Genomic DNA, 13,843 nt, shown 5'->3' on the forward strand with positions numbered 1-13,843 from the left:
ATTGTATTTATCCAATAAGGAAAATTAATGAGCGAACATTTAACAATTAATGATGAACTACAAGTAAGAAAGATTATTATTGAGTTTACTAATATGATGAATAAATGGGAAAAGAAATTTTGCCGCAATAGCTCTGCTCCAAAGCTGGCTATAGAAATAAAGGATATATTTGATAAATATTGTACTAAAAAAGATAGAAAATATGGTCGTCCTAATGCGCTATCAGCTGGCAACCCACCCAATTATGACCTTAAGCATAATATTATAAAAAAGATTGAAAAAGAGAAAAATAAATTTATTGTTTATATACAACAAACCAATAAATTTGAGAATTTATACAGAATTTTTGTAGTAAAAAATAGAGATAAACAATTTAAGATAGATAGAAAAGAAAGGTTTTCATATCCAGATAATAAATGGGAAAGAGTAGGGTTATAAATTAACTTATATTAAAAGTAAGCTATTATTAATAGATTTGTTCTTTAAAATAATAAATGGGTTAACTCTACCAGCTTTGCAGTTGTTCAACCCAACGGCAAAGTGCTAGGCTTACTTGACCCTACCGGCAAACTACAATGGCAAGCCGAAACTCAATCGTTATGGGGCTTAACTTTTAGCCAATATAGCAAAATACAACCTCTTGACCCACAACTGCTTTTTGCAGGACAATATTATGACTCAGAAAGTGGCTTAGCCTACAACCGCTTCCGCTACTACGATCCTGAAACTGCTTGCTATTTATGTCCTGACCCGATTGGTTTATTGGGTGGGGAAACGCCTTATGGTTATGTAATAAATTTAAATGGGGGGATAGACTTCTATTTAATGTAATTGTAATCCTTTCTTATTTTAGAAAAAATATATCTATAAAATATTAACATATATATTACGTCAACTAAGCTTTATATTCGCTATTAGGTTAGACTTTATGATATTATTGCTTCCCAATTTAAAGGACTCAAAAAAAATGTCTATGGTTTAGGAGGAAAATTAGTTGACTTAGGTAATAATCATTTCAATGAATGTTAATGCACTTGCTGTTAAACATAATTTAAGTGTTAAAAAAGATAAAGGACTCATCGAAAGATATGAATTAACAAATTATTGGGGAACAAGTAATAGTTTAGCTGAAAGGATAATTCGTTACTATGATACTGATATTAATCGAGATGAGATTAAATTTGAAGTATTTTTTGATTTATGAGATGATAGAGAAAAATTAACTCCTTTAATATCTATATTATTAGTTTAATAATATTACTTAATTATTAATATGAAAAATATTGAAGCTTTATTAAAAGAAATTGAGTCAAATTCTGTAAAAACTGATATTAATCCATTAAATGAACCTTTAAATAGTAAGATAATGTCCAATCTAAACTTTCATAGAGTTGAGATTAGGGATAAGCATTTGATAGGAGCTATTTTTAAATTTTGTTCATTTAGAGGTGCATTTATTGAACAGAGTATTTTTTCTAATTGTATTTTTCTTAACTGTTCTTTTATTACTGTTGTTTGTGATAATACAATTTTTCAACGGTGTAGGTTTTTAAATTCAGTTTTAATTTCAAGCCAGTTTGGGAATAATACTTTTAAATCCTGTACTTTTCATAAATCTTTTTTTAATGATAAAACTTTTTTATTTAATAAGGTAGAGGACTGTTACTTTAATAAAAATATTATTTATTAAATGATGTTATGATATATTAACTTAGAATAAGTTGTTTATGAAAAAATCTATTATTCTATATATATTTCCTATTATACTATTATATCTAATAATAGATTTAGATATGAAATATAAAAATATTACTAGTGATTTAATAGGTCTAAATATATCTGAGTTAGAAAAAGTAATAGGGATAAGATATATTGATAATTTAGTTGCGAAAGGTTTTATAGTTTATCCATGGAAAGTTTATAAAAAAGGATGTGGCAAAGGATATTCAATGACAATTTATTATAATGATGACAATATTGTTACCAATGTAGATAATAAAGTTTTTTATATGTGTAATGATGTGGTGTTATTATCAAAAAATGAATTTATTAATCAAGGTGGAGAAGGTTATGAATTTTATATTTATCCATTTTTTAAGTTTGACATAAGTAAGTTTAATTAGTGATTATAAATTTAAGATTAATTAATAATGATAAATTTTATATTATTTCTATATTTATTGTTTTTCAATAACTTTTTATTTTCTATTGAAAATAATACAATTTGTGATGATTATGATTTGCAAATGAATAATACTGATTTATTGATTCATTGTGCAGAGAAAGGCTATTCAATTAGCCAATATAATTTAGGGCTAAGTTATCAATATGGTAGAAATGTACAACAAGATTTTTCTCAAGCATTTTATTGGTTGAATAAAGCGGCAGAACAGCAATTACCTGAAGCTATATTTAATATAAGTCTTTTCTATGAAAAAGGAATAGGTGTACAACAAGATAAGGAGAGAGCTTTTAAATATATAAAAGAGTTAGCCGAGCAAGGATATACAATGGCATTGAATAATTTAGGAAAATATTATCAACAAGGAATTGGTACACCAAAGGATTTAAAAAAAGGATTTGAATATTATTTTTTAGCTGTTGAAAAAGGAGCGCCAAGTACAGCTTTAGTAAATTTAGGGCATGCATATTTTTATGGTATAGGTACAGATGTAAATATTAGCAAAGCTTTTGAAATTACTAAAAGAGCTGCCGAGCAAGATGATACATTAGCAATGAATAATTTAGGTACTTTTTATAAACATTTAAATAATAATAAAGAAGCATTTTATTGGTTTGATAAAGCAGCCAAAATGGACAACTCTTTAGCTCAAACTAATTTAGGATTTTCTTATGCTAAAGGTATAGGAGTAGAACCAAATAAAGAGAAAGCCTTATATTGGTTAAATAAAGCAGTGAAACAGTCAGATCCTCAGGCTTATTTTATCTTAGGCAGCTTGTATTCTGAGCAGAGTATATTAGGAAAAGATGATAGCAAAGCATTTTCCTATTATCAAAAAGCGGCAGAGTTAGGTAATGGAAATGCTCAGAATAATTTAGGTAATTGGTTTTTAAATGGACGATTTGTTAAAAAAGATGAAAAAGAAGCCTTAAAGTGGTATTTAAAAGCAGCGAATGAGAGTAATAATCCTTATGCAATGTATACATTATCAGAACTCTATAAAGAAGGTACAAAAAATATTTCTAAAGACCCCGAAAAAGCTAAATATTGGTTAGAAAAAGCTAAGGAAAATGGGCTGAATTTATAAATGCCTAGTTTAAAGATAATGTTTAATGAAACAGGAAATAATTGGGGAATTTTTAGTAGGGCAAAGGAGTTATATAACCAGAAGATGAAATATATAAAATTTAAATTACTTAATTTACAAAAATTTCCAGATAGTATAGTGAAATATAATAGAGAATACGTTATATCTCGACATCCTGAGGATATAAAAGAATATGATTATATGTCTCAACTTAGTAAAAATGATAAAATAAATTTCTCATTATTATCTTCACCAGGTGTATTTATTTATATAAGTATTGAAGGATGGTTTTATTTATTACCTATTGCTCAGAGAGAATGGTTAAATAATTTTAATGATGATATTAATAGTTTTTTAGAAACATTCTTCTCTGTTTTTGAAAATAAACTTGAATTTTCTGAGCTCTTAAAGTTATTTGATTTAGATAATCTAAAAAGATTTAAAGAGTGGTTAGAGTATATTTTAATTTATGATTATAATAGAGACTTTGCTATTTATTGTGATAAAGCAATAACAAATATAATCAAGAATATTGATTTGAAAGATAATGATCTTAATTTTTGGTTGAGCAATAAAAAATTTCCAATTGACTTTTTGCAATTCAATAGAAAATATGTTGAAGATAAATATCCTCTAGGAATAGCTGAATATAATTATCTAAATTCTTTAACAGAAGGAAGTAAAATTGATTTTTCAAAATTCTCAGGAGGATCTTTTTATATAAGTTGGAATGGATGGTCCTATATTTTACCAAAATTGCAATATGAATGGTTTCATAATTATAACAACACTATTGATTTTTTTATGGGAGAGTTTATATTTCATATAACATATGGTAATAATATATTTAAGTTATTAGATATTCTAGATAAAAAAGATATAACAAAATTATTTAATTGGTTTAAATATATTATTATTTATTATTCATATCAATCATTTTCTCAATATTATAGAAATAATATTAAGAATTTGATTTTTATTATAGATGATTTTATTAATGAAAATTAAGATGATTCTGTAGGAATATATATGAGATATTGTTTTATATTGATATTATTAATATCAACTATTTTTAATGCGAATATAACTTCAAACAATGATGGTATTAATATAGTTGAGAAATATAATCCCAGTTTAATAATAGGTGGCGATTATTTATACGATTTGGCTGTTGATTATTATGAAAAAAATAATATTTTATCCTTTTGTTTATCTTCTTTAGCTATAAGTAAAAATCTAAAGTATTACTCTCTATATTTTATGAAAAAGGGGTTATTGTAGAGAAAGATTATCATACCGCATTTTTATTATCACAAGAAGCTGCAGAACAAGGCTAGGTTTTAGCATTGAATAATTTAGGAGATTATTATCAATATGGAATAGGAGTACCTATTGATATAAATAAAAGCATTTATTACTATCAAGAAGCTATAGAAAAAGGAAATTTAGATATTGCTAAGATAAATTTAGCTATGTTATTTTTTGAAAAAATTAATAGTAAAAAATCCCCAAATAAAACTATAGAATTGCTATTAGATGCTACAAACTCAGATAATCTAGAAATGAGAATTGTAGCTATGACCAATTTGGGAGGTGTTTATAAACATTTGGGATATAATGTAGAAGCATTTGTATGGACTAAAAAAGCAGCAGAATTAGATAGTGAAGTTGCAGAAACTAATTTAGGTTTTTTATTTTCTGAAGGGATAGGAACAAAACCAAATGCAGAAAAAGCTTTATATTGGTTAAATAAAGCTATGGATAAAAAATATCCAGAAGCTTTTTTTATTTTAGCAACTATTTATAAAAATGGTTCTAAATCTATAGAGAAAAATTATTTCAAAGCTTTAGAATTATATAGTATAGCGAGCGATTTAGATCATGGAATGGCTAAGAATAATTTAGCTAATATGTTATTTAATGGTCAAGGAATAGAACCAGATAGGCTGAGAGCATTAAACTTATATTTAGATGCTGCTAATAGTCATAATATCGCATTTTCAATGTATGCATTGTATCAAATTTATTCTAGAGGATATGAAGAAATTCCTAAAGATCTCGAAGAAGCTAAATATTGGTTAGAAAAAGCTAAAGAAAATGGATTAGATTTATAAATCTAATTTATTAGATAGAAAAAATATCAAAGTTTAGGCATAATTTAAATATTTTAGTAGAATCTAATAAATTAGATACATTATGGAGAATATTTAGTGTTTAAAGTTGAATATTTAGAAGTATTTAATGATTATTATTTATTAGATAATAAATGTTTAATTATTCCTGAGTTATGGAAACCAATCATTTGGGATGATTCTAAGTACCTATCCTATATAAAAGAAACAGTCTCAACAGAATATAGTAATGACTGTTATGCTACGGATTATTTATATATAAAAAATATTTCTTTTTTTGATAAATTAAAATACTGTGGATATTACTCTATATTTACAGCTGTTGATATAAACTCAAGTATTGGTACTAATAATAAGTTCTATTTGAAAAGTATATATAATGATGTTATGAATAATTTAGTTTTTGTTGGTTGGAATCCTAGATGTTCTATTGGTTCGGCTTTTACTGATGGACGTTATCCTATATATCTTTTAAATAATAATGGTAGATATATATTAAAAAAAGATAATTCTAAGTTTAATGTTAATTGTTTTGAACTTTTAAACTCTAGAGAGGAATGTTATGAAATATGTGATATTAATAATAAATTAGATTATGATTATAATGAAAATGATTATTGGTATCCAACAAAGCTTTATGTAGATATAAACACATACTCTAGAATAATTAAGTTTATTAAATAGCTTTATAAGTTCACTAGGTTATATTTATAGCCCATATAAGTATAATTTATTTTTAATTTTATAGATAAGAGAGTAATATATGATAAAAATAAAGTTAATGATTATATGGCTTGTTTTAATCGTAATTTTAATATTTGATTTAATATTTAAGGTAAACTCTGCTAATAGTGATTTTTTGAAATGGGAAGCTCATTTGTTTTATTTTTCAGCTTTATTTTATCTTAGTTTTCCTTTAGGGTCTATTATGATAATACTTTATTCTATTTTAATTGATTTCATCGATATAAATTTAAGTTTAGAAATAAAAAATATAATTGATGTTATTATGATTGCTATTGTTTCTACTATTTCTTTCTATATTCAATGGTATATTCTATTTCCTAAGTTAATTTCATATTTAAAAATAATGGTAAATAAAAAAATAGTATAAAGGATATAATTATGTTGAATAAAAAAATTAGTGAAATTTTTAATAACGATAGTATTCAAGTTGAAGAGCTTTTATTCGATTATGAAACATTTGAAGAACCACCATTATATAATTTTTATGATGATATAAATAGTATTCGTAAAATAATTAAAGATAAATATCTTGAAGAGTTTTTATTAAATTTGGCAATATCTCATATAAATACAACAAAAATTTATGCTAAAAATATTTTATCAGAAGAAGAATATAACAAATTTTTTATTTGTATTACTTATGATCCATTTGAAGAAATATTTTATCCAAGTTTTATGGTTACAAGGAAAAAATACTTATTTAAAGATATTTTAAATTATCCAAAATTAGATCTTACTAAAAATCTTGTTATTAAGAATGCATTAGAGAATTTAGGTATTTTAAACTCAGTTAGTGTTTTTGAAAGTAAGTGGTTTGATAAATATTGTCATGAAGAGTTAACTAGAATATATATTGTTTATAATTCAGATTTAGATTTTAATTGATAATTTTTATAGTTTTAGATAATTTATAGTAAAACCCATTAAAAATCGCCACGAAACCACATAAAATAAAAGAATAGACGGTCGATGCAATTTAACCGACATTCTTTACGTTTTTGCTTTATCCAAGCCCAAGTACGTTCAATTGGATTAAGGTCAGGACTGTAAGGTGGGAGCCAGAGAATGGTGTGCCCCGCGGCTTCTATTAATGCTTTTGTGTCTGAACCTTTATGAAAAGCGGCATTATCCATCACAATAACACTGTTATCAGGAAGTTGCGGAAGTAATCACTGCTGGACCCAACCATGAAAAACATCGCTATTAATACTGCAATCATACAACCCCACAGCAAACAGCTGTTGATTAAGCACAGCACCGATGGCATTGCTCTGGTTTTTAAGTTGCCAGTTGGATTGGCTAAAACAAGGCTTACCTCTTTGAGCATACCCATACGGTCTGTTGTCATGCATTTTAAAACCGCTCTCATCTAAATAAATGATTTTTCTTCCCGCTTTTTTAAATGCTTTTAGCGCATTAAGAAAAGACTTTCGTTTTTCAGTATCTGCTTGAGAATGCGCTAATGTCTTTTTTTTACGCGTTATTCCTAGCCTTTTCAAAGCTGTACAAATGGCGTTTTGGCGACAACCTAAACGCTGTGCCCGCTGCCATTGATAGTCATCGGGATAAGCTTCAACATCGGCTTTGAGGAGGTCATTATCAATCTTATAAGGTTTAACAATACGTTTCTTTCGTTCAGGGTTTTTCTTCCATCTCTGGATGGTGTTAGTACTGAGCTGAAACGCTTGTGCCAATTCTCGAAAGCTTGCGCCACCTTTGAGTTTGGCTAATATCATTTGTCGGTAGTCTTTTGAGTATGCCATGTGAATATTGTAGCGTATTTAATTGGATTTTACTATATACGAATAATTTTGGAACTCGCTACGCTCAAACAGCCAAAATTATTCTATCGTTCTAAGTTTAGCCTGATCTGCCCCCCAAAAGTTGGACTAACTAACCAACAGATTAAGGAGCAGATTTTTTATGACAAAATATAGCCAAGACTTTAAACAACAAGTGATTGATTTCTATTTTCAGCATAACAACGAACTTGCCCACACTTGTCGCCATTTTAACCTCGCGAAAAAGGTAGTAAGATGCTGGCTCCGCTTATTTAATTATGCTGGAAAAGAGGGATTAAAAGTGCGGCAGACCCGACAGGTTTATTCTCCTGAATTTAAACTTCAGGTACTTGAACCCATTCTGCGTGGAGATTGTACCGCCGAGCAAGCGATGGTTGACTTTGGTTTGTCTAATACAGGGCTTATCAGCCAATGGTTGAAAAATTATTTAGAACAAGGTATAAACGGGCTATTGTCGAAAAAACCTCAAGGTTCAAGCAAAATGAAAACCAAATACCCCCAAATGCCACCGCCACCGAAAACCGAAGAAGAACGCTTGCGTTATCGTATTTTAGAGCTTGAGGCGGAGGTCGCCATTCTAAAAAAGTGGCAAGAGTTAAGCCAGCAAAAAATCCGGAAAAAGCCGAAATAGTTAAGGCATTACGCCAACATTTTCCTTTAGAAATCTTGCTGACCTTGACAGGATTGAAACGGAGTACATTCTTTTACCATTTGCCGCCAAAAAGCGAGAAAAATGCGGAAATCACCGAGAAAATTCTGGAAATTTACGAGGAAAATCAGGGAAATTATGGCTATCGGCGTGTTTGTGCTGAATTGCGTAAGTCTATGATGATTAATCATAAAAAAGTGCAAGCGATTATGCAGCAGTTAGGCTTAAAAGGGAAATGTGTTCAGCAAAAATACCGCTCTTATCGCGGAAAGGTGGGCGATATTGCGGACAATCTTTTGCAACAAGATTTTCAGGCGAAAGCCCCTAATGAGAAATGGGTAACCGATGTGAGCGAATTTAAGTGTAAAGAGGGCAAGCTATATTTATCACCCATAAAGGATTTATTTAATGGGGAAATTATTGCTTATGATATTTCTCGCAGTGCGAATTTTGAGCAAATTAGGCGAATGATGGGGCAAGCTATTGCCAAACTTGATGGAAGCAAGCCGATACTGCATTCCGATCAGGGTTGGCAATATCAGATGATAGGTTATCAGCGATTATTGCAAGAAAAGGGTATCCGCCAGAGTATGTCTCGGAAAGGCAATTGCCTTGATAATAGTGCGATGGAAAGTTTTTTCGGGCGGTTAAAAACGGAATGTTATTTTGGTAAGGTTTTTGAGCGTTTTGAGCAACTGGAAACGGCGTTGCATGAATATATTGCATATTACAACAATAAACGTATTCAAGCTAAATTAAACGGATTGAGCCCGGTGGCGTATAGGGTTCAGTCATTGATGAGGTAAGTCTAAGTTTTTGGGGTCAGATCAGCCTGGGGCTTTTTAAGGGGGATAAGGGAGCGTTATTCTTTTTATTTGTTTTGTATTAATAAAGTGCGGTTAGTTTTTTAATTTTTTCCTCAAGGTATAGATACTTCCGATCTTTCCCCCTTAAAAATTCCCTGTGTAAAACTTAGAACCATAGACACATTTCTGCTGTTTGAGCCTTGCAAAGCAAGGCGAGTTCAGAAATGTGGCGTGATGGTTCAAGTTGAAACACAGGATCAGAATTTTTCTAGGGGGGGCATTTCTTTGCTTACTTTCTTTGTGCAAGCAAAGAAAGTAAGTCGCCCAACGGGCGAAACCCGTTGGCAAAGTCGGAGAAAGAAAAGCAAAAAAATACCAAAACCCACCGCACTTTATACTAAAAAAACAACAAGTGCGGTACTTTTTTATTTATTTTCAATCGCCTGCGGATACGCCAGTTCAATATTGAGGGGGATATCGCTTTCTATCACTGGTTGTCTATCGGCGATAAAGAAACGAGAGGTCATTACTTTTTCCCCTTGATTAATAAAAATTTCCAAAACAGATTGATCAAAAAACAGCTCAATTTGTTCAAGTTTATTCACTTGACAATAACGCTGGCTACCAAATTGTCGCATTAGTTCTGTTTGCTCCGTATGGCTACGATCTAGGCATAACATTCCCTGTGCATAGCTTAGGATTAAATGTTGTTGTTCGCTGTTGTTGAATAATTTTATCTTAAAGGGTTGATTGTCCAATTTTAGGTTGAGATAGGCGCGATCTAATTGATCAATGTTATGTTGTCCAGCAGTTAAGGTTAAGTGTTGCTTTTGGTGTAATGTTTGATAAATTTGGGCAACAGGGCGTTGGATTAATTTTCCTTGTTGCAGTGAAATGGCTCTTGGTAGCGAAAGCATGGAATGCCATTTAAATTTATCCGTAGGGTAGGTTAAATCAGGTAACCCTACCCAGCCGAGCATAATGGTTTGCGAGGAATTGTCTAAACCTGCAAAGGTTTGTGGGGCATAAAAATCAAAACCTTGATCGAGTTCAGCAATATGTTCAGCATGAAAATGCAGATCTTGCTGTTTACCAATGGCATAGACGGCGTGGTAATTGTTTTGATATTGACTGTGTTCACGTGCTTTGCCTTGTGGTGACCAAATAAAAATATCTTGTCCAGCCAGTTTGAACAGATCAGGACATTCCCACATAAACACCTGTTGATTATTAAACTCAGGCACTGAAAGCTCGCCTAATAAACGTGGGCTATCCTCAATGTTATCCATTTCATAGATAAGGGCAGTTCCTGAGAGATCTTGCCGTTGTGCGCCACAAATAAAACGGATTTTGCCTTGTTCCGTATAGTAAGGTTTAGGATCTCTGACGTGTTCGGTATAGCCTTTAGGGGCTTGCTCAATTAATGCACGTTTACGGATCAATGTGCCATTTTTATGGAAAATCGCAAGATTTTGGAATGGAATACGCTGATTATCGCTCGCTCGTCTAGTATTGCCGGTATAAAACACCGCAAAATGTTGTTCATCAAGGGGTAATGCGCCGCCAGAATAGCAACCATGGGATTCAAACAGTTGATCTGGGATTAGGGTTTCCCCTTGTTGGTAATGTAACAAATCGGCAGTAATTAAATGTTGCCAATGTTTCATACCATGTAAGGCATCAAAGGGAAACCATTGGTAAAAAATATGATAGTGCTTGCCGTCAAAAATTAGCCCATTAGGATCGTTGAGCAATCCTGTGGGCGGGGTAATATGATAATGGGGACGAAAATTTTGGTCAGAATCCACCGCACTTTTTAGTTGGGCTAATTCTTCAGCTTGAGCGGATAAGATACTGCGATATTTGCCTTGATTAAAGATATGTTGCATAAATTTCCCTCGCCTCTTTATTGTGCCAAGTAGGTAGCAAGTTGCTGTTGATTTGGCAAGGCGGACATAGCCCCTTTAGCGGTGGTGGCTAAAGCACCACAGGCATTGGCTTGGCGAATAATTTTTTCTAAGGTGTCCATTTTTTGCCAATCTTGATGCTGGGAAAGTCCTGCTAATAATCCCCCCACGAAAGCATCGCCTGCACCAGTGGTATCAATAGGTTGAATGGCTTTGCCTTTGATCGTATTTTGTTGCCCATTAATATGGTATAATGCCCCTTCTTTGCCAAGGGTAATAATGATTAATTTCTCAGGGTGTAAGGCTATGATTTTGTTAAATCCCTCTTGTAAATTATCGGTATCGGTTAATAACGTGAGTTCTTCTTCTGAAAGTTTAATTACATCGGCTAAAGCAATGGCTTGATTAACCACATTTTTCATTTCTTCAAAAGATGACCATAAACTTTCGCGTAAATTTGGATCAAAAGAGAAAAAACCGCCTACGGATTTGATACGGCGAATTGCCTCAAAAGTGGCTTCCCTTGAGGGGTTATTAATTAAGGCAATAGAGCAACAATGTAGCCATTCATTGGCTTGGAAGTTAGGCAAGTCAGCCACCTGTAAAAATTGATCAGCACTCGGGTTGACCATAAAGGTAAAACTGCGTTCGCCATTATCCAATCCCACTATGACCGTAGAAGTGCGTTGTTGTGGATCTAAAATAAGGTGTTCAGTATTGACCTTTTCTGCTTTTAAGGTGTTACGCATAAATTCGCCAAGGGGATCTTTACCCACTCGCCCGATAAATGCACTTTGACAACCTAAACGAGAAACGCCAACCGCCACATTAGCAGGTGCGCCACCAGCACATTTTAGATAATGTTGTTCGCCGTCAGGAATTAAATCTACCACCGCATCGCCAGTTACCCAAATTTTGTTCATAAAGCAATCCTTATTTAATAATATGTGAAATCCCCTCTGAAGAAAGAGGGGATAGAGCGTTGATGAAGAAAATATAGTCGCCCCACTTTAAAATGATACAGCGTTGGTACGCCTCGCCGTACTACCTGTACTGTCTTCGCCGTACCGCCTTGTCTCATTTTAAATTGAGACGACTATACTATTGTTTATGCCACAGTAACACGAGCAAATTTGCGTTTACCTACTTGATAAACCGCTGTGCCTGATTGAGCATTGGCTTTGACATCTTCCACTTTTTCGCCATTAATTTTTACCCCACCTTGTTGTGCCATACGAATAGCCTCCGAGGTTGAAGCGACTAAGCCCGCCTCTTTCAACAAGGTTGCCAAGCCAATTTCGCCAGTAAAGGTAAATTCAGGCATTTCATCAGGCATCGCCCCTTTTTGGAAACGGTTAATAAACTCTTGTTCCGCATTATCAGCCGCTTGTTCATGATGAAAACGGGCAATAATTTCTTTGGCTAACAAGATTTTGACATCACGCGGATTTTTGCCTTGAGCAACCTCTTGTTTTAACTGCTCAATTTCGCTTAATGGACGGAAAGAAAGCAGGTTATACCAATCCCACATTAATTCATCGGAAATGGACATCACTTTACCAAACATTTCTGACGGCGAATCGGTTACCCCAATATAATTGCCTAAGGATTTAGACATTTTTTTCTCGCCGTCTAATCCCACTAATAGCGGTAGAGTAATGGCGACTTGAGGTTTTTGCCCTGCTGATTTTTGTAGCTCACGCCCTACTAACAGGTTGAATTTCTGGTCTGTTCCGCCTAATTCCACATCGGCTTCTAATGCCACAGAGTCATGCCCTTGTAATAATGGGTAAATAAATTCGTGAATGGCAATGGGTTGATTATTATTAAAACGTTTTTTGAAATCATCACGTTCTAACATACGTGCAACGGTATAATTGCTGGCTAAACGAATCATACCCTCTGTACCTAATTGCCCTAACCAATCAGAGTTGAACACAATACGGGTTTTTTGTGGATCAAGAATTTTGAAAATTTGCTGTTTATAAGTTTCCGCATTACGTAAAACGTCTTCACGACTAAGCGGTGGACGAGTGGTATTTTTACCCGAAGGATCACCCACCATACCAGTAAAATCGCCAATCAGGAAAATGACTTCATGCCCAAATTGTTGAAATTGACGCAATTTATTCAGCACAACGGTATGCCCCAAATGAATATCGGGTGCAGTAGGATCAGCACCAAGTTTTATCCGCAACGGACGATTTTCTTTTAATTTTTCTACTAAATCCTGTTCGGAAAGAATTTCATCTACACCGCGCTTGAGTTCCGCGAGAACAACATTGATGTCAGTCATAATTTTTCCTAAGTTGATTGATTTTCTCAAATAAAATAAAGCTACATTATAGGGATTGCTAGGTTAAAAGTATAGTTGTTTAAGGTATAAAACCTACAACATATAATGAACCATGCAGTTGGATAGCGGATCATTAATCTACCATTTACGTTAATAGCAACTTTTTCTGTTAGCAAGCCTATATTTTTATGCAAATCGTAAATTATTCTCGGTTTAAGTACGAATTTTGCAAAAA

14 protein-coding genes and 1 pseudogene are annotated in these 13,843 nt (G+C 32.2%); 11 read left to right on the top strand and 4 right to left on the bottom strand.

The genetic code is table 11. The annotated features are described in order from the left end of the window. The first annotated feature begins 27 nt into the window (after positions 1-27). The 10 genes from A6A20_RS11555 to A6A20_RS11600 all read left to right on the top strand — a co-directional run bounded on the left by A6A20_RS11555 (position 28) and on the right by A6A20_RS11600 (position 7,033). On the top strand, positions 28-438 hold the full coding sequence (locus A6A20_RS11555) for an NTF2 fold immunity protein (RefSeq protein WP_279573564.1): 411 nt from the start codon (positions 28-30) through the stop codon (positions 436-438). A 102-nt stretch (positions 439-540) separates the two neighbouring features. After that, on the top strand, positions 541-831 hold the full coding sequence (locus A6A20_RS11560; RefSeq protein ID WP_279573565.1) for an RHS repeat domain-containing protein: 291 nt from the start codon (positions 541-543) through the stop codon (positions 829-831). Positions 832-1,018: 187 nt separating this feature from the next. After that, positions 1,019-1,204 carry a hypothetical protein gene (locus A6A20_RS11565; RefSeq protein WP_279573566.1) on the top strand — a complete coding sequence of 62 codons (186 nt, stop codon included), beginning with the start codon at positions 1,019-1,021 and terminating at the stop codon, positions 1,202-1,204. Between the two features lie 589 nt (positions 1,205-1,793). Continuing rightward, on the top strand, positions 1,794-2,123 hold the full coding sequence (locus A6A20_RS11570; RefSeq protein ID WP_279573567.1) for a hypothetical protein: 330 nt from the start codon (positions 1,794-1,796) through the stop codon (positions 2,121-2,123). 123 nt (positions 2,124-2,246) lie between these two features. Continuing rightward, entirely contained in the window at positions 2,247-3,269 is a 1,023-nt protein-coding gene (locus tag A6A20_RS11575) for a tetratricopeptide repeat protein (RefSeq protein ID WP_279573568.1), read from the top strand. An 18-nt stretch (positions 3,270-3,287) separates the two neighbouring features. Then, the gene (locus A6A20_RS11580) at positions 3,288-4,277 is read left to right on the top strand and encodes a hypothetical protein (protein ID WP_279573569.1); all 990 of its coding nucleotides are present in this window, start codon (positions 3,288-3,290) and stop codon (positions 4,275-4,277) included. Positions 4,278-4,615: 338 nt separating this feature from the next. Next, complete coding sequence (locus tag A6A20_RS11585) at positions 4,616-5,383, top strand: SEL1-like repeat protein (protein ID WP_279573570.1); 768 nt, start codon at positions 4,616-4,618, stop codon at positions 5,381-5,383. A 96-nt stretch (positions 5,384-5,479) separates the two neighbouring features. Next, the gene (locus A6A20_RS11590) at positions 5,480-6,085 is read left to right on the top strand and encodes a hypothetical protein (protein WP_279573571.1); all 606 of its coding nucleotides are present in this window, start codon (positions 5,480-5,482) and stop codon (positions 6,083-6,085) included. A 79-nt stretch (positions 6,086-6,164) separates the two neighbouring features. Then, positions 6,165-6,515 carry a hypothetical protein gene (locus A6A20_RS11595; protein ID WP_279573572.1) on the top strand — a complete coding sequence of 117 codons (351 nt, stop codon included), beginning with the start codon at positions 6,165-6,167 and terminating at the stop codon, positions 6,513-6,515. A gap of 11 nt (positions 6,516-6,526) precedes the next feature. Then, on the top strand, positions 6,527-7,033 hold the full coding sequence (locus tag A6A20_RS11600; RefSeq protein WP_279573573.1) for an Imm15 family immunity protein: 507 nt from the start codon (positions 6,527-6,529) through the stop codon (positions 7,031-7,033). A gap of 38 nt (positions 7,034-7,071) precedes the next feature. On the opposite strand, the pseudogene A6A20_RS11610 reads toward A6A20_RS11600, so the two are convergent. Beyond that, positions 7,072-7,911: pseudogene (locus tag A6A20_RS11610) on the bottom strand (IS630 family transposase). Positions 7,912-8,071: 160 nt separating this feature from the next. On the opposite strand from A6A20_RS11610, the gene A6A20_RS11615 reads away from it, so the two are divergent. Continuing rightward, positions 8,072-9,405 (top strand): IS3 family transposase gene (locus A6A20_RS11615; protein ID WP_279571979.1). Its coding sequence is split into 2 segments (ribosomal slippage): positions 8,072-8,528 and positions 8,528-9,405, totalling 1,335 coding nucleotides; the frame shifts between segments, so codons are not numbered across the junction. 425 nt (positions 9,406-9,830) lie between these two features. On the opposite strand, the gene A6A20_RS11620 is transcribed toward A6A20_RS11615, so the two are convergent. From A6A20_RS11620 to tyrS, 3 genes are all read right to left on the bottom strand, one after another. Beyond that, positions 9,831-11,294 carry a glycoside hydrolase family 32 protein gene (locus A6A20_RS11620; RefSeq protein ID WP_279573576.1) on the bottom strand — a complete coding sequence of 488 codons (1,464 nt, stop codon included), beginning with the start codon at positions 11,292-11,294 and terminating at the stop codon, positions 9,831-9,833. Positions 11,295-11,311: 17 nt separating this feature from the next. Beyond that, entirely contained in the window at positions 11,312-12,235 is a 924-nt protein-coding gene (locus A6A20_RS11625; protein ID WP_279573577.1) for an aminoimidazole riboside kinase, read from the bottom strand. Positions 12,236-12,420: 185 nt separating this feature from the next. Then, the gene (tyrS, locus tag A6A20_RS11630; RefSeq protein ID WP_279573578.1) at positions 12,421-13,608 is read right to left on the bottom strand and encodes a tyrosine--tRNA ligase; all 1,188 of its coding nucleotides are present in this window, start codon (positions 13,606-13,608) and stop codon (positions 12,421-12,423) included. Between the last annotated feature and the right edge of the window lie 235 nt (positions 13,609-13,843).

Origin of the sequence: Volucribacter amazonae (genome assembly GCF_029783845.1) — a bacterium.
Lineage (GTDB): Bacteria > Pseudomonadota > Gammaproteobacteria > Enterobacterales > Pasteurellaceae > Volucribacter > Volucribacter amazonae.